17 protein-coding genes are annotated in these 15,618 nt (G+C 74.3%); 10 read left to right on the top strand and 7 right to left on the bottom strand.

The genetic code is table 11. The features are described 5' to 3' along the window. Positions 1–57 precede the first annotated feature (57 nt). The gene (locus ACIBBF_RS19025) at positions 58–1,572 is read right to left on the bottom strand and encodes a glutamyl-tRNA reductase (RefSeq protein ID WP_397416356.1); all 1,515 of its coding nucleotides are present in this window, start codon (positions 1,570–1,572) and stop codon (positions 58–60) included. Positions 1,573–1,621: 49 nt separating this feature from the next. On the opposite strand from ACIBBF_RS19025, the gene hemE reads away from it, so the two are divergent. The 9 genes from hemE to ACIBBF_RS18980 all read left to right on the top strand — a co-directional run bounded on the left by hemE (position 1,622) and on the right by ACIBBF_RS18980 (position 10,090). After that, the gene (gene hemE / locus ACIBBF_RS19020; RefSeq protein WP_397416353.1) at positions 1,622–2,707 is read left to right on the top strand and encodes a uroporphyrinogen decarboxylase; all 1,086 of its coding nucleotides are present in this window, start codon (positions 1,622–1,624) and stop codon (positions 2,705–2,707) included. After that, on the top strand, positions 2,704–4,338 hold the full coding sequence (locus ACIBBF_RS19015) for a protoporphyrinogen/coproporphyrinogen oxidase (protein WP_397416351.1): 1,635 nt from the start codon (positions 2,704–2,706) through the stop codon (positions 4,336–4,338). Before hemE ends, ACIBBF_RS19015 begins: the two co-directional genes overlap by 4 nt. A 159-nt stretch (positions 4,339–4,497) precedes the next feature. After that, the gene (gene hemC, locus ACIBBF_RS19010) at positions 4,498–5,544 is read left to right on the top strand and encodes a hydroxymethylbilane synthase (protein ID WP_397416349.1); all 1,047 of its coding nucleotides are present in this window, start codon (positions 4,498–4,500) and stop codon (positions 5,542–5,544) included. After that, entirely contained in the window at positions 5,541–6,485 is a 945-nt protein-coding gene (locus ACIBBF_RS19005) for a uroporphyrinogen-III synthase (protein ID WP_397416346.1), read from the top strand. Before hemC ends, ACIBBF_RS19005 begins: the two co-directional genes overlap by 4 nt. Before the next feature lie 79 nt (positions 6,486–6,564). Further along, a complete protein-coding gene (gene hemB / locus ACIBBF_RS19000; protein ID WP_397416585.1) occupies positions 6,565–7,512 on the top strand; it encodes a porphobilinogen synthase in 948 nt (315 codons plus the stop codon). Further along, positions 7,509–8,888: a glutamate-1-semialdehyde 2,1-aminomutase gene (gene hemL / locus ACIBBF_RS18995; RefSeq protein ID WP_397416344.1), complete on the top strand. Its 1,380-nt coding sequence runs from the start codon at positions 7,509–7,511 to the stop codon at positions 8,886–8,888. The genes hemB and hemL overlap by 4 nt, the downstream gene beginning before the upstream one ends. Positions 8,889–9,011: 123 nt before the next feature. Then, complete coding sequence (locus tag ACIBBF_RS18990; protein ID WP_397416342.1) at positions 9,012–9,311, top strand: hypothetical protein; 300 nt, start codon at positions 9,012–9,014, stop codon at positions 9,309–9,311. A 75-nt stretch (positions 9,312–9,386) separates the two neighbouring features. Beyond that, positions 9,387–9,749, top strand: coding sequence for a metal-sensitive transcriptional regulator (locus ACIBBF_RS18985; RefSeq protein WP_397416339.1), 363 nt, complete (start codon positions 9,387–9,389; stop codon positions 9,747–9,749). A 32-nt stretch (positions 9,750–9,781) separates the two neighbouring features. Beyond that, positions 9,782–10,090 carry a heavy-metal-associated domain-containing protein gene (locus ACIBBF_RS18980; protein WP_397416337.1) on the top strand — a complete coding sequence of 103 codons (309 nt, stop codon included), beginning with the start codon at positions 9,782–9,784 and terminating at the stop codon, positions 10,088–10,090. Between the two features lie 57 nt (positions 10,091–10,147). On the opposite strand, the gene ACIBBF_RS18975 is transcribed toward ACIBBF_RS18980, so the two are convergent. The 6 genes from ACIBBF_RS18975 to ACIBBF_RS18950 form a co-directional block, all read right to left on the bottom strand. Beyond that, positions 10,148–10,948, bottom strand: a complete 801-nt coding sequence (locus ACIBBF_RS18975) for an ABC transporter permease (RefSeq protein ID WP_397416334.1) — start codon at positions 10,946–10,948, stop codon at positions 10,148–10,150. Next, entirely contained in the window at positions 10,945–11,793 is an 849-nt protein-coding gene (locus ACIBBF_RS18970) for an ABC transporter ATP-binding protein (RefSeq protein WP_397416332.1), read from the bottom strand. Before ACIBBF_RS18970 ends, ACIBBF_RS18975 begins: the two co-directional genes overlap by 4 nt. Then, positions 11,790–12,092, bottom strand: coding sequence for a transcriptional regulator (locus tag ACIBBF_RS18965; RefSeq protein ID WP_397416330.1), 303 nt, complete (start codon positions 12,090–12,092; stop codon positions 11,790–11,792). The genes ACIBBF_RS18970 and ACIBBF_RS18965 overlap by 4 nt, the downstream gene beginning before the upstream one ends. Continuing rightward, positions 12,085–12,792 (bottom strand): hypothetical protein, encoded by a 708-nt coding sequence (locus ACIBBF_RS18960; protein ID WP_397416328.1) that lies wholly within the window; start codon positions 12,790–12,792, stop codon positions 12,085–12,087. The genes ACIBBF_RS18965 and ACIBBF_RS18960 overlap by 8 nt, the downstream gene beginning before the upstream one ends. An 86-nt stretch (positions 12,793–12,878) precedes the next feature. Continuing rightward, positions 12,879–13,367: a hypothetical protein gene (locus tag ACIBBF_RS18955; RefSeq protein ID WP_397416326.1), complete on the bottom strand. Its 489-nt coding sequence runs from the start codon at positions 13,365–13,367 to the stop codon at positions 12,879–12,881. Between the two features lie 22 nt (positions 13,368–13,389). Next, positions 13,390–13,596, bottom strand: coding sequence for a hypothetical protein (locus tag ACIBBF_RS18950; RefSeq protein ID WP_397416324.1), 207 nt, complete (start codon positions 13,594–13,596; stop codon positions 13,390–13,392). Positions 13,597–13,812: 216 nt separating this feature from the next. Between ACIBBF_RS18950 and ACIBBF_RS18945 the strand changes: the two genes are divergently transcribed. Further along, the gene (locus tag ACIBBF_RS18945; RefSeq protein WP_397416322.1) at positions 13,813–15,318 is read left to right on the top strand and encodes a S10 family peptidase; all 1,506 of its coding nucleotides are present in this window, start codon (positions 13,813–13,815) and stop codon (positions 15,316–15,318) included. Positions 15,319–15,618: the final 300 nt, after the last annotated feature.

Here is a 15,618-nt window from a genome sequence, read left to right as displayed (position 1 = left end):
TGATTGGACCGCTAGAACCGGTCCGCCCGGCTTGTTCCTTAGCGTGACGCTAAGGCGTTATCGGCGTGGTGCCGATCCGGCGTCTCGCCGTACGGACGCCTCCACCGTCAGGGCCTCGGCACCCTGCACCAGCGCGGCCTCCGCGGCCCGCGCCTCTGCGGTCGCCCGGGCGCGGACCTCGACGATCCTGTCGTGCAGCTCGGAGTGCACCCGCTTGCGCACGTCACGGGCGATGGCATCGACGTCCGAGTCCTGCGGGGCCGGCTCGCCGCGTGCGGCCAGCTCGTCGGCGAGGCGCGCGACGGCGTCGGCCACCTCGACCCGGACCCGGACCTCCGCCTCGTCGAACAGCGCGACCACCGCGGCGTCGGCCTCCCGGCCCAGGCGGGTCTCCTCGAAGCGCTGGGCGGCGGCGTCCACGATGTCCTGCGCCTGGGCGACGACGTCGCGGGCCACCGCGGGCGCGTGCGCCTTGAGCGTGGCGAGGTCGTAGAGCAGCACGCCCTCCACGTCGGCGACACCCGGGTCGACGTCGCGGTGCAGCGCCAGGTCGAGGATCACCAGCGGACGGGGCTCCGGCTCGTCGCCCGCCCGGTCGGCAGCACGCTCGCGCGCCCGGACCAGGGCGGCGGCGTCCAGGACGTGGCCGAGGCTCGCCTCGGGGCCCGCGTCGGTCGTCAGGTGCGGGAGCACGGCCGGGGCGCCGAAGTTGCCGGCCACCACCGCGGCGAGGTGCTCGTCGTGCCCTGCGGCCTGCCGCTGGTCGGCGGGCTGGTCCGGCTGCTCGGCCCGGGCCGCGAGCGCGCGCCCCCGGGCGCCGCTGCAGCTGACCACCAGGTCGGCGTCGGCGAGCGCCTCGACGAGGGAGTCCACGGGCTGCACGTCGTGGGACGCGGCGAAGGCCGCGGCGCGGCCGGACTGGGAGTAGACCCGGATGTCGTCGCAGCCGCGCGCCCGCAGGGCCGCCACGGAGGCGCCGGCGTACGAGCCCGTGCCGATGAGCACCGCACGGGTGCCGTCCCACGGCGGCAGCTCCCGCTCGGCGAGGTCCAGGGCGAGGGCCACGACGGACCGGCCGGCCGCACCGAGCTCGGTGTCGGTGCCGACCCGCTTCGAGGTGCGGGACGCCGTCTGGAAGAGCAGCTCCAGGGTCTTCGAGGTGGTCTCCTGCTCGCGGGCCTCCGCGAGCGCCCGCTTGACCTGGCCGGCGATCTCACGCTCGCCCACGACCATCGCGTCCAGGCCCGACGCCACGGCGAACAGGTGCTCGGTGACCTCCGGCCCCGTGCGCACGGTGAAGCTGCGCGCGGCGACCTCCCCCGTGACGCCGGAGGCGTGCGCCACCAGCTCGGCCACGTGCCGGGTCGCGTGCCGCACGCTGTCGCCGCTGAGCGGCGCGTCGACGTCGAGGTAGAGCTCGAAGCGGTTGCACGTGGAGATCACGACGGCGCCCGCGACGGGGCCGCACGTACCCACGACGACACGACCCACTGACGACGAACCCGTGGACAGGCGCTCCAGCGCGTCGAGGTCGAGCTCGCGGTGGCTGGCGGTGAGGGAGAGGAGAACCACAGTGCTCCAACTTTATGCACCCTGGCCCGGCAGGGCAGAATCGTGAAGCGTGAAGTCCACCACCCTCGCGCCCGCCCACCCGCTCACCGACGGGCGGACCTCTGCCGCACCCCTGGTGCAGGCCCTGCGGGGTGAACGCCCGGGCCGGACGCCCGTCTGGTTCATGCGGCAGGCCGGCCGCTCCCTGCCCGAGTACCGCGAGGTGCGCCGGGGCACGGGCATGCTGGAGGCCTGCCTGCGCCCGGACCTGGCCGCCGAGATCACGCTGCAGCCGGTGCGCCGGCACGGGGTGGACGCCGCGGTGTTCTTCTCGGACATCGTGGTGCCGCTCAAGCTGGCCGGCGTGGGCGTGGACATCGCGCCGGGGGTGGGGCCCGTGATGGACCAGCCCTACCGCACGGCCGACGACGTCGCCCGCCTCACCTCCCGCGGCCTGGACGACGCCGCGCTGGAGCCGATCCGCGAGGCCGTGGCGCTGACCGTGGCGGAGCTGGGGTCCACGCCGCTTCTCGGGTTCGGCGGCGCGCCGTTCACGCTGGCGGCCTATCTCGTGGAGGGCCGCCCGTCGCGCGACCACCTCGCGGCGCGGACCCTGATGCACGCCGACCCCGAGACCTGGGACGCGCTCGTGGCCTGGACCGCCGACCTCACCGGGGCGTTCCTCCGGGCCCAGGTCGAGGCGGGTGCGAGCGCCGTACAGCTCTTCGACTCCTGGGCCGGGTCGCTGTCCCTGGCGGACTACACGGCGCGGGTCGCGCCGTCGTCGGCCCGGGCGCTGGCGTTCGTCGCGGGCAGCGGCGTGCCGGCCATCCACTTCGGCACGGGCACCGGGCACCTGCTGCCGGCCCTGCGGGACGTGCTGGTCACCGCGGGCGTGCCGGACCACGCCGTGGGGATCGACTACCGGACCCCGCTCGACGAGGCCGCGGCGCTGCTGCCGGGCGTGCCGCTGCAGGGCAACATCGACCCGGCGCTGCTGGGCGCCCCGTGGGACGTGCTGGAGGCGCACGTCCGCGACGTCGTCTCGCGCGGGCTCAAGGCGCCCGGACACGTGGTCAACCTGGGGCACGGCGTGCCGCCGGACACCGACCCGACGGTGCTGACCCGCGTGGTCGAGCTGGTCCACTCGTTGTGACCTCCTCCGGCACGACGACGCCCTCGGGTGCTCCGGACGCCGGGCGTGCTGCTGAGGCCCGGCGTGCTGCTGGAGCCGGGCGTGCTGCTGGAGCCGGGACTGGTGCCGGGGCCGGGCCTGCCGCCGAGGCTGCCGACGCCGTCGTGGTCGGGGCCGGGATCGGCGGGCTGGTCGCCGCGCACACGCTCGCGGAGCGCGGGCTGCGTGTCGTCGTGCTGGAGGCCGCCGACCGGGCGGGCGGACCGATCCGCGGCGGGTCGTTCCGGTCGCTGCCCGGTGTGCCCCTGGACCTCGGGGCGGAGTCCTTCGCCGTGCGGGGCGGGGTCGTGGAGCGGCTCGTCGCCGAGCTCGGGCTGACCGTCGAGGCGCCCGCCGGCCTCTCCGCCTGGGGGTACGCGGCCGAGCGGGCGTTCCCGCTGCCGGCGGGCGGTGTCCTGGGCATCCCCGCACGGCCGTGGGCCGCCGACGTGCGCCGCGCGATCGGCTGGCCCGGCGTGCTGCGGGCCTCGCTCGACCGGGTGCTGCCCGCGCGGAGGGTGGACCCGACCGACCTCGGGACCCTGACCCGGTCGCGGCTCGGCGCGCGGGTCGCCGACCGGCTGGTCACGCCGGTCGCGGCCGGCGTGCACTCGGCACCGCTCGACCGGCTCGACGTCGCCGCCGTCGCCCCCGGGCTGCTGGACGCGTACGCCCGTACCGGGTCGCTGTCCCGCGCCGTGGCGGCGCTGCGGGCCGCGGCGCCGCCCGGGTCCGCGGTGCGGGGGATCGACGGAGGGGTGCACGCCCTGGTGAACGTCCTCGTGGACCGGCTGGACGTGCGGTTCGGGGCGCGGGTGGACGGCGTGGAACGGGTGGGCGGCGCCGAGCGCCTGGATGCCGCGGATGCCGCCGGTGGCACCAAGCGGCAGGCCGGCCCCGCCTGGCTGGTGCGCACGGCGAACGGCACCCTGCTGCGCACGCCCCGTCTGGTGCTGGCGACCCGCACCGACTTCGGTCCCCTGCCGAGCGCCAGCGCCGAGATCGGTCCTTTGCACCGAGATCGGTCCGCGGATGGACCGATCTCGGTGCAAGGGACCGACGTCGCGGCTCGGGCGCTGGTGCCCCCCGCGAGCCCCGAGCGCGGGGCCGACATCTGGCTCGTCACGCTGCTCCTCGACGCGCCCGAGCTCGACGCGGCGCCGCGGGGGTCGGGGATGCTCGTGGCCCCGGGCACCGCGCCGGGCGCCGTCCGGGCCAAGGCGCTGACCCATGCGACGGCGAAGTGGCCGTGGCTCGCCCGCCGGGTGCGGGACGCCGTCGGACCGGGGGTGCACGTGGTGCGCCTCAGCTACGGGCGCATGGGCGAGCCGACGCCGGAACCCACCGCGCAGGAGGCCGCCCGTGATGCGTCGGCGCTGCTGGGCGTGGACCTGACCGGGCGCGTGCGGGACAGCCTGCACCAGCGCTGGGACGGCGCACTGCCCCCGCCGACGCCGGCCTACCGGGCCGCGGTCCAGGAGTTCGAGACGGCGGTACGGGCCGAGCCGGGCCTCGACGTCACGGGCGGCTGGATCGCGGGCACGGGGCTGGCAGCGATCGTCGGGCATGCGCGGCGCACGGCCGAACGGCTCCGGGCCCAGGTTGCCGGCTGAGCCGGGCACCGGTTCGCGCGGTCGGCGCAAGCGTCTCCGGCCCGCCTCGGACCAGGGTTCTGACACGGTGTTCTGACAGTTCGCCAGCAAGGATGTGAGATCGGCCCGTCCGGGCGCCCCGGTTTCCTCCGGGCGGGGGTTCGGGTGGAGACTGGGTTGGTGACCCCGACCCCCCTCTCCGTCAGCACCCCCGGAAGCACCCCGGGCGATCGCGCGCCGATCCGCCTCGGTACCCGCGCGAGCGCCCTCGCCACCACCCAGAGCGGTCTGGTGGCCCGGCGCCTGGAGGAGCTGACCGGCCGGCCGGTCGAGCTGGTGCACATCCGGACCGAGGGCGACGTGAAGACCGGGAGCCTCGCGAGCCTGGGCGGCACGGGCGTCTTCGTGACCGCGCTGCGCGAGGCGCTGCTGGACGGGCGCTGCGACGTCGCCGTCCACTCGCTCAAGGACCTGCCGACGACGCCCGCGGACGGCCTCACCTTCGTGACGCCCGAGCGCGAGGACCCGCGCGACGCCCTGTGCGCACGCGACGGCCTGACGCTCGCCACGCTTCCCCACGGCGGACGCGTCGGCACCGGCTCGCCGCGCCGCGCCGCGCAGATCCGCGCCGCCCGCCCGGACCTCGACGTCGTGGACATCCGGGGCAACGTCGGCACCCGGCTCAACCGGGCGCTCGGCCCCGACGCCGACCTCGACGCCGTCGTCCTCGCCTACGCGGGCCTGTCGCGTCTGGACCGCACGGACGTCATCAGCGAGATCCTGGACGTCGACGTCGTCGCGCCGGCCCCCGGGCAGGGTGCGCTCGCCGTGGAGGTGCGGACCGCGGACATCGCGTCGGAGCCCGGCACCCCGCCCCGCGCGCCCGACCTCGCCGAGGCGATCCACCTGCTCGACCACCGCCCCACCCGCCTCGCCGTGCTCGCCGAGCGCGCCGTCCTGGCCCGGCTCGAGGCCGGCTGCGCCGCCCCGGTCGGTGCGCACGCCACGGTGTCCGGCACGGCGCTCGGGCTGCGGGCCGTCGTGGCCGCCGTGGACGGCTCCGAGCAGATGTCGCGCACCGCGGAGACCCGGCTCTCCCTGGACGTCGCCCCCGAGACCATCGACGCCGCCGCCCGAGCCCTCGGCGTGGCTGTCGCCGAGCACCTGCTCGCCGACGGCGCCGAGCGGCTCGCACCGCTGAGCGCGTCGGTGCCGGAGAAGGCGTGACCGAGCGGGTCCCCCCGTCGGCCGCTCGGCCCACCGTGCTGGTCGCCCGGTCCCCGGAACGCTCCGTCGCGCTGCTCGCGCTGCTGCGGGAGCGCGGGCTCGACGCGGTCGCCGCTCCGGTGATCGAGCGGGCCACCGTCGAGGACCCGGCCGAGCTCGACGCAGCGCGCAACCTCGTCGCCGCGGGCGGCTACGCCTGGGTCGCGATCACCAGCGTGAACGCCGTGGACGCCCTGCTCGGCCCGGCCGAGCCCGCGGACACCCCGGCCCTGCCGGGAGGTAACACCCCTGCGGGGGACTCGGTTGCGCACGGTAGACAACGTCTACTCGGCGCAACCCACCTGGGCGCAGGTGACCTCCTCCGAGCCGACACGCCGGCCGACACGCCGAGCCCTGCACCGGGCCCTGCACCGAGCCACACCTCGGCCGGCGCGTCGCGGACCGGACCGGTCCGGTGGGCCGCCGTCGGCCCGGCGACGCGCCAGGCGCTGGAGGCGCGCGGTGTCACCGTCGACCTCGTGCCCGGGACCGCGACCGGTGCCGGTCTCGCCGACGCCTTCCCGGCCGCACCCGCCGAGAACACCCCCGCCGAGAACGCCTACGCCAGGCGGGTCCTGCTGCCGCTCGGTGATCTCGCGTCCGGCACACTGCGGGCCGGCCTCGTCGCCAAGGGCTGGACCGTCGACGTCGTGACCGCGTACCGCACCGTCGCCCACGAGCTGCCGCCGGAGCTGCACCGGCGCTACGACGCCGTCGTGGTCGCCTCCGGCTCGGCCGCCCGCCAGGTCGCCGCCCAGCTCGGCCCGCAGCGGGTGGTCGCGATCGGGGAGCCGTCGGCCCGCGCAGCAGGCGCCGTCGGGCACACGGTGCTCGCCGTCGCCGCGGAGCCGACGGACGCGGCCCTGGCCGACGCCGTCACCGAAGCACTTGTCAGCATCTGATGCACCAGACAGAAAGAAGGACACCGTGAGCACCACCGGGATCGTGTACCGGCCGCGTCGTCTGCGCGCCACGCCGGGCATGCGCCGCCTCGTGGCCGAGACCCGCCTGCACCCCGCCGACCTGGTGCTGCCGCTCTTCGTCAAGGAGGGCCTGACCGAACCCGCACCGCTGACCAGCGTGCCGGGCCAGGTGCAGCACACCGAGGAGTCCCTGGTCGAGGCCGTGCGCGCCGCACGCGACGCGGGGCTGGGCGGCGTCATGCTGTTCGGCATCCCGGCCGTCAAGGACGGGAACGGCTCGCAGGCCGACGCACCCGACGGCATCCTGCAGCGGGCACTGCGGGCCGCCCGTGCCGCGCTGGACGAGGGGCTGGCCCCGGGCGCACCCACGCCGGTGCTCATGGCCGACACCTGCCTCGACGAGTTCACCGACCACGGGCACTGCGGCGTGCTGACGTCCACAGGGGCTGTGGACAACGACGCGACGCTGATCCGCTACGCCTCGATGGCCGTGGCCCAGGCGAAGGCCGGGGCGGACGTCATCTCGCCGTCGGGCATGATGGACGGCCAGGTCGCGATGATCCGGGACGCGCTGGACGACGCGGGCTTCGCCGACACGAGCATCCTGGCCTACAGCGCCAAGTACGCGAGCGCCTACTACGGGCCGTTCCGCGAGGCCGTGGACTCGGAGCTCACGGGCGACCGCAAGACGTACCAGATGGACTCCGCGAACGCCCGCGAGGGCCTGCGCGAGGCCGACCTGGACCTCGCCGAGGGCGCCGACCTGGTCATGGTGAAGCCGGCCGGGTCGTACCTGGACGTGCTGCGCGCCGTCGCGGACCGGAGCGACGTGCCCGTGGCCGCGTACCAGGTGTCGGGCGAGTACGCGATGATCGAGGCGGCCGGGGCGAACGGCTGGATCGACCGTGACCGTGCCGTCCTGGAGTCGGTCACGAGCATCAAGCGCGCCGGCGCGGACGTGATCCTCACGTACTGGGCCCTGGAGATCGCGGAGTGGATCAAGTGACCGAGCAGAACCGAGACACCGTCGAGGCGCAGGGGCTGCGCCGCACGCCAGAGGCCAACCATGCGGCGTTCCTGCGCGCGCAGGGCGCGATCCCGGGCGGTGTGAACTCACCGGTCCGGGCCTACGGCAGCGTGGGCGGCGACCCGCGGTTCCTGACGTCGGCCCGGGGGCCGTACGTCACGGACGTCGCGGGGCGCGAGTACGTGGACCTGGTGGGCTCGTGGGGTCCGGCGCTGCTGGGCCACGCGCACCCGGACGTCGTCGGCGCGGTGCAGGACGCCGCCGCGCGCGGGCTGTCGTTCGGCGCCCCGACCGTGGCCGAGGTCGAGCTCGCCGAGGAGGTGCGCCGCCGGGTGCCTGCCGCCGAGCGCGTGCGCCTCGTGTCGACGGGCACCGAGGCGACGATGACGGCGATCCGCCTGGCCCGCGGCGTCACCGGCCGGCCGCTGGTCGTCAAGTTCGCGGGCTGCTACCACGGGCACATGGACGCGCTGCTGGCCGAGGCCGGGTCCGGCGTCGCGACGCTCGCCCTGCCGGGCTCCGCGGGTGTCACCGAGGCGACCGCTGCCGAGACGCTGGTGCTCCCCTACAACGACCTGGCGGCCGTCGAGGCGGCGTTCGCGCAGCGCGGCTCGGAGATCGCCGCGGTCATCACCGAGGCGTCACCCGCGAACATGGGCGTGGTGCCGCCGGCCGAGGGCTTCAACGAGGGCCTGCGCCGCATCACGTCGGCGCACGGGGCGCTGTTCGTCATGGACGAGGTGCTCACCGGCTTCCGCGTGGGTCCCGCCGGCTGGTGGGGCGTGGAGAACGACGCGCTGCGCGCGCAGGGTGGCGCGGGCTACACCCCCGACCTGTTCACGTTCGGCAAGGTCATCGGCGGCGGCATGCCGGTCGCCGCGCTGGGCGGTGCGGCGTCGGTCATGGACCACCTGGCCCCGCTGGGACCCGTCTACCAGGCGGGCACGCTGTCCGGGAACCCCGTGGCCGTGGCGGCGGGCCTGACCACCCTGCGCCTGGCCGACGACGCCGTGTACGCCCGGGTGGACGAGGTCTCACGGGTGCTGTCGGACGCCGTGGGCGAGGCGCTGTCCGCCGCGGGCGTCGAGCACCGCGTGCAGCGCGCGGGCTCGCTGTTCTCGGTGTTCTTCGGCCCGCTGGCCGCGGCGTCGGGCGTGCGGGACTACGCGCAGGCCCAGGCGGCCGAGACCTACCGGTACACGCCGTTCTTCCACGCCATGCTGGACGCCGGGATCAACCTGCCGCCGTCGGTCTTCGAGGCCTGGTTCGTCTCGGCCGCCCACGACGACGCCGCGGTCACCCGCATCCTGGACGCCCTCCCGGCCGCCGCCCGCGCGGCCGCCGCCGCGCGGTAGCGCCCGGGCGTTCCACTCCGGCCGGTCGGTGGGGAGTTCTCCCCACTGACCGGCGCCCGCGCGTCTGTCACGCTCTGCTCGCCTCGTGCACGGTGCGCGTGGTTCGAGACAGAGGGATTGACCATGGTCTTCTTCGGCTGGGGCAGCAAGAGCAAGACGGCACCGCTCGACGCGGGGCGAGCCCTGGTGCTGCGGTACTCCTACTTCCACCTGTTCTGGCTGCTCCGGGTCTCCTGGGGCCTGCGGTACAGCCTGGCCACGGCCACCGAGGCGGGCTGGGCCGTGCGACCCCTGTCGGACGAGGAGGCCATGCAGCTCGACGCGCCCGGCAAGCTCTCGCTCAACCTGTGGTGGCGGTGGGGGCTGGTGCTCTGGGCCGCGGTGGCCGTCGTCGGCATCGTCATCGGCAACCTGACCCGCTGACCGGAGCGTGACCCGGCGACCGAGGTCACGGCCACCCACTTGACGCACTACCCCCGAGGGGTATGTCATTGTGGGATGACCGAGGCGACGGAGACCACCGAGGCGACCGAGGCCGCCGTCGGACAGGCTGATGACCACCACCACGACCACGACGGGCCGCACGGCTACGCCTCCGACAAACCGGGGTATCTCAAGCGGATGCGCCGGATCGAGGGGCAGGTACGCGGCATCGCGCGCATGATCGACGAGGACGAGTACTGCATCGACGTGCTCACCCAGGTCAGTGCCGTCACCAAGGCGCTGCAGGCGGTGAGCCTCGCCCTCGTGGAGGATCACCTGGGGCACTGCGTGGTGGACGCGGCCAAGGCGTCCGACGACGAGGGCGCCGCCAAGGTCAAGGAAGCCTCCGAGGCGATCGCCCGCCTCGTCCGCATGTGAACGCCGACCAGCCCGTGACCAGAGGAGACCACATGACCACCGTGACCAAGCTCGCCGTGACCGGAATGACCTGCGGGCACTGCGTGTCCGCCGTGACCGACGAGCTGCGCGGCGTGCCCGACGTCCAGGACGTCACCGTCGAGCTGCACGCCGGCGAGACGTCGATGGTGCACGTGATCTCGAAGCTGCCGCTCGCGGAGGCGCCCCTGCGCGACGCCGTGGACGAGGCGGGCTACGAGGTGTCCGGGGTCGAGGTGCTCGAGAACGCGGTCGCGGCCGAGTCCGCCGCACAGGCTCCCGGGCGCCAGGCGACCCGGATGCTGCCGATCGTCTCGTCCTGACCGGCCGGGCGGCGTCGTCCGCGGCGTGCTCACGCTGCGGACGACGCCCGGTCCGGTCTAGCGGAACCGGCGGCCCTCGTCACCGCGGTACGACAGGACCGCCAGCACCACGAACAGCAGCGTCCACCCGGCCAGCACCGGGAGCGCCAGGGCGTACGCCTCCACCCCTGTCGTGGCCTGGACCAGCAGGTCCCGGCCCGCGCGGGTGGGCGTGGCCCGCGAGATCGCGTCGAGCCAGCCGGGGAACATCTGCGGCGGCAGGAACAGCCCGCCCGCGAAGGCCAGCGGGAAGAGGATGATCTGCACGACGGGCAGCGCCGCCTTGGCCGACAGCCGGTAGCCGATGGCCATGCCGAGCAGCACGAACGGCACGGACACCGCCAGGATCGTGCCGATGCCGGCGAGGAGCTGGCCCGCGGTCACGGTGGCCGCGGTGAACAGCCAGCCGATGAGGATCAGCGGCAGCAGGCCGAACAGCGAGAAGATGCCGCCGTTGAGCACGCGCGCCACCATCTGCGGTCCGGGTCCGGCGGGCAGCGAGCGCAGGAACGGGTAGAACGGCAGCTGCCGGTCCTCGGCCACGCCGAGCCCGTAGGTGAAGAGGCTCGCGGAGCACACGGCGAACAGCCCGAGGCCGGCCACGGCGGTCGTCGCGAACAACGGGTTGCCGGCCACCGCCTCCTGGGGCACCACGAAGAAGAACATCGACAGCGACGGGAACAGCACGTTCCCGAGCACCGCGATCGGGATCCGGACGGTCTCCAGGAACTGGTACCTGAGGTGCAGCCAGGACAGCACCCAGAACGGCCGGGTCCGCCCCGCGGGGGCGGTCAGGTCAGGTGCCTCGTTCGCGCTCATCGCACTGCTCCCTCGGTCGTGCGGGGGTCGACGAGCTGGCCGAACGCCTCCTCGAGCGAGGCCCCGCGGATCTCCAGGTCCCGGAACTCCGCCCCGGAGCGGACCAGGTCGCGCACGAAGGCGTCCGAGTCCGCGACGAGGTGCTCCTGCCGTGCGCCCGTGGCGTCGGTGAGCTGCACACGGCGCACGCCCACCCGGCCGAGGATGTTCTCCAGGGAGTCGTCGGCGAGCACGGTGCCGCGGTCGATGACGACGACCCGCTCGGCGAGCGCCTGCACCTCCTCCAGGTAGTGCGAGGTGAGCAGCACGGTGCCCCCGCCGGCGTGGTACTCCCGGATGGCGTCCCACAGCGCGGTGCGGCCGGACACGTCGAGCCCCGTGGTGGGCTCGTCGAGCAGCACCACGCGGGGCCGGCCGACCAGCGAGAGCGCCACGGCCAGCCGCCGCTTCTGCCCGCCGGACAGCGATCCGGTCTGCCGCCTGCCCAGGTCGGCGAGCCCGAACTGCTCCAGCAGCTCGTCCGTCGGCACCGGGTGCGGGTAGTGCCCGCCGACGAAGTCGACCACCTCGCGCACGCGCAGCGTCGCCGGCAGACCCGTCTCCTGCGGGGTCAGGCCCAGCACGGTGCGCGCCCGGGCGTCGCGGGGGTCGTGGCCGTGCAGGCGCACCACCCCGGTGTCGGGCCGCCGCTGGCCGCTGACCAGCGACAGCAGCGTGGACTTGCCGGCCCCGTTAGGGCCGAGCAGGCCGACCAGCTCACCCTCCCCCACCTCCAGCGAGACGTCGTCGAGGGCCACCACGTCGCCGAAGCGCCGGGTCACCCCGCTGACCTCTACCGCACTCATTCCTGTGCTCCCTTCAACAGGTCCATCAGGGCCGCCTGGTAGTCCGCGAACGCGGTGCGGCCGGTGTCGGTGAGGGCGAGGTACGTCGCGGGCATCCTGCCCTCGTGCGTCTTGGTGACGCGGACGTACCCGGCGTCCTCCAGCTTGCGCAGGTGGGTCGACAGGTTCCCGGCGGTCATGTCCAGCAGCGTGCGCAGCTTCGGGAAGGCCACCTCGTCCCCGCGGCCCAGGGCCGCGAGCGAGGCCACGACCCGCAGGCGCGCGGGCGCGTGGATGACCGGGTCGAGGTCGTCAGGCACTCCGCCCACCGCCCTCCCTCCCCCGGACGGCCCCGGGTGATCGGCGCCTGACGCGGAACACGTGCTCCACCACGGCCATGGCGAGGAATCCGCCGCCACCCGCGACGGCCATCACCAGGTAGGTGTCCGGCATGCCCGCGAACGCGGCGAGCACGGCGGCGACCAGCATCCAGCCGCCCGCGGCCGCCATGCTCGGCGCCCCGAAGAGGAGGCCACCCGCGATGTACATGAGGCCGACGATCAGGCACGCGAACCCGTTGGCGGCGACAGCCATCACCTCGGGCGACGCCCCGGCGTCACCCATGGCGCCCAGCATCACTCCGAAGGCCATGAACGCGAGGAACCAGGTCCACCCGTACAGGGCGCCGATCCGGGCGCTCGCACCACGGGTCCCGGAGGTGCGCGTGATGCTGTGCACGATGGTGAAGACCATCGCACCGACGATGCAGCCCGCGAGCACCCAGCCTGCCCAGCCCGCCGGCGTCCCGGTCTCGCGCGCTGTGGTCCACATGGCCAGGTAGCCGACGAGCCACGCGAGGCCCCAGGCGCCGAACAGCAGTCGCCCGTCCGGCTCCGTGGCGTCCCGGGCACGTTCCTGCTGTTCCCGGATCATCCGCAGGGTCTCGGCGGGGTCCAGCCCCGCGACACCCCCGGGGCGGTCGGGTCCGTCCGGTGTGCCCGACGTCGGGTCGCTCGCCATAGTGATCGCCTCACCCTTCAAACTAGTTTGCACTACAAACCAGTTTGACGAGGAGCTGCCATCACCGCAAGGGGTTTTCCGATCGCTCAGGCAGACGCGAGCAGCACCAGGTCCTCGGACGGTGCGAGCGCACGTGCGCGCAGGATGTGCGACGCGGCGGCGAGAAGCCGCGCGTCCGCGTCATGGGCCTGGACGGCGAGACCGAGCCTCTCGGCGAACCAGTCCGACACCTCGGCCCACGAGTAGAGCGAGGCCTTGCCCGAACCGACGGGACCCGGGAATCCACCTGGTCCACGACGACCTGCGGCGAGAAGCCGAACGGATTCATGGGTGCGGCCTGCGCGCTCGGCGATCTGCCCGAGCGTCACCAGGTCCTCGTCCACGATCGACACCGGACGCAGCCCGGCACGAACTACATCGTGGACCGCCGAGACGATCGCATCGAGGAGGCGAGGGGCCTCACGCGTCACGGCGACGTACCCCCGGCCACCCTCGGAACCTGGAGAGCTGTCGTCGAGGCCGGCCTCGAAGAGCCGGTCGTAGTCAGCGTCCGAGACGTCCCTGTCGAGGACCATCGTGAATTCGTACACCGGCATATCAGCCCTCCCCGTCATGCATGTGCCGCGCCACGAACCTGAGCAGGCGCCGCGCATGGTTGTCGGCGTCACGCGGCGTGGACCAGATCGCCTCGGTCGCACCGCACAATTCCAGCATGCCCCAGCGGTGCCCGTTGTGTACCGGCACCACATCGATGGACTGCGGCAGGTCGCAGATCACCGCGATTCTTCGGATGGCGCCCAGCACTGACCATGCAATCGCATTGCCTACCTCTCGTGTTGGATTCTGCCAACAGAACGGCAAGCTCGCAGACTGCTTGGCGACGCCAACTACACAGTGCATGCTGTCGTCTTTCTAGCTGGTTCGCATTCGTATCGGTTGTTTGTTGCTCATATGCAACGCCGCCCGTGCACCCGGGGCAAACCCGTGGAGGTGCACAGACCCACGCGATAGGTTCCCCACGTGACCGACGAGAAGAGCACGAGCAGCGAGCAGACCGAGACCACCACGACGGCGTCGGGCGACGTGGCGGGGACGAAGAAACCGGAGCCTGCCGACGACCTCGTCACCACGCGGCACACCCTCCACACCCCGGACGGCGACCTCACCTACTCGGCGACGACCGGCCGCATCGTGCTGCGCCAGGAGGTCGTCAAGGACGAGAAGTACGACGGCCGCAGGCCCAAGGCCGAGGTCTCGATCACGTACTACACGCTCGACGGCGCCGACGTGACCTCCCGCCCCGTGACCTTCGCCTTCAACGGCGGCCCCGGGTCGTCGTCGGTGTGGCTGCACCTCGGCGTGCTCGGCCCGCGCCGCGTCGACTCGGGCGACGTCGGCCGGCTGACGGCGCCGCCCTACGGGCTCGTGGACAACCCGGAGACGCTGCTGCGTGTCTCCGACCTGGTGTTCATCGACCCCGTCTCCACGGGCTACTCCCGCGCCGCCGAGGGCGAGCCGGCCACGCCGTTCCACGGGTTCACCGGCGACCTGGAGTCCGTCGGGGAGATCATCCGCCTGTGGACGAGCCGGCACGACCGGTGGATGAGCCCCAAGTTCCTCATCGGCGAGTCCTACGGCGGCACCCGCGGGGCGGGGCTGGCCGAGTACCTGCAGACGCGGTTCGGCCTGTTCCTGAACGGCGTCATGCTCGTGGCCCCGGCGCTCAACATGGAGGCGCTGTTCGACGGCGAGCACTCCAACCTGCCGCACCCGCTGTTCCTGCCCGTGTACGCCGCCACGGCGCACTACCACGGCCTCCTCGGCGACCGTTCGCTCGACGACGTCGTGGCCGAGGCCCGGGACTGGGCCGGGACCTACGCCTCCGTGCTGGCCCGCGGGGCGCGCGTGCCCGACGACGAGCGCGCCGCCGCCGTCACCAAGATCGCGTCCCTGACCGGGCTGGGCGAGGACTACGTGGACCGCGCCAACCTGCGCCTGGAGCACACCCGCGTCTACGCGGAGCTGCTGCGGGCGCGGCGCCTGGTCACCGGTCGTCTCGACACCCGGTTCACCGGCCCCGCGGACCACTACATCCACGAGCAGATGCCGTACGACCCGTTCATCACGGCCATCTCCGGCCCCTACACGGCCGCGCTGCACCACTACCTGCGGGGCGAGCTCGGGTACGAGCACGACGCGGTCTACGAGGTGCTGTCCCACCACGTGTACCCGTGGTCGTACAAGGAGTTCGAGGGCAAGGCCGTCGACGTCGCCGACAGGCTCGCCACCGCGATGATCCTCAACCCGCACCTCCAGGTGCACATCGCCATGGGCCGGTACGACGGCGGCGTGCCGGTCGAGGCCATCGAGTACAGCCTCGACCAGATGGCGATCCCGGCGTCCTACCGCGAGCGCATCGAGACCCGGGTGTACCCGGCGGGCCACATGATGTACATCCACCCGGAGTCCCGGGTGGCGCAGGCGGCGGACCTGGCGGCGTTCGTCCGCCGCGCGTCGAACCGCTGACCGGCGCGGTGGGGGGGGCGGGCGGGGGGGGGGGCCCCCGGGGGGGGGCGCCCCCCCCCACACCCCCCCCCCCCCCCGCGGGGCCCGGCCGCGGGGCAGAACGGGGGCCGGTCCCCACCCCCCCCCGGGCCCCCCCCCCCGCGGCCCCCCCCCGGGGGCGCCCCGCCGCCGCCCCCCCCCCCCCCCCCCCCCGCCCCCCCCCCCCCCCGGGGGCGCGCCCCGTCCCGTGCCCGGGCCGGGGTCGTCCCGCGTGCGCGGCGACCCTGGCCGAGGGGTCAGAGCTTCTGACCGGCCGAGCGG

This window comes from Promicromonospora sp. NPDC050880 (genome assembly GCF_044456525.1).
Classification (GTDB): domain Bacteria; phylum Actinomycetota; class Actinomycetes; order Actinomycetales; family Cellulomonadaceae; genus Promicromonospora.
The sequence above is the reverse complement of the archived record's forward strand: the minus strand, read 5'-3'. Positions and strand labels throughout refer to the sequence as shown.

Coding starts and splice junctions, on each gene's coding strand:
- ACIBBF_RS18990 (WP_397416342.1), top strand. CDS start 9,012: ATGGTCTTCTTCGGCTGGGGCAGCAAGAGCAAGACGGCACCGCTCGAC.
- ACIBBF_RS18980 (WP_397416337.1), top strand. CDS start 9,782: ATGACCACCGTGACCAAGCTCGCCGTGACCGGAATGACCTGCGGGCAC.
- hemB (WP_397416585.1), top strand. CDS start 6,565: ATGCGCCGCCTCGTGGCCGAGACCCGCCTGCACCCCGCCGACCTGGTG.
- ACIBBF_RS18975 (WP_397416334.1), bottom strand. CDS start 10,948: ATGAGCGCGAACGAGGCACCTGACCTGACCGCCCCCGCGGGGCGGACC.
- ACIBBF_RS18985 (WP_397416339.1), top strand. CDS start 9,387: ATGACCGAGGCGACGGAGACCACCGAGGCGACCGAGGCCGCCGTCGGA.
- ACIBBF_RS18970 (WP_397416332.1), bottom strand. CDS start 11,793: ATGAGTGCGGTAGAGGTCAGCGGGGTGACCCGGCGCTTCGGCGACGTG.
- ACIBBF_RS18955 (WP_397416326.1), bottom strand. CDS start 13,367: ATGGTCCTCGACAGGGACGTCTCGGACGCTGACTACGACCGGCTCTTC.
- ACIBBF_RS18960 (WP_397416328.1), bottom strand. CDS start 12,792: ATGGCGAGCGACCCGACGTCGGGCACACCGGACGGACCCGACCGCCCC.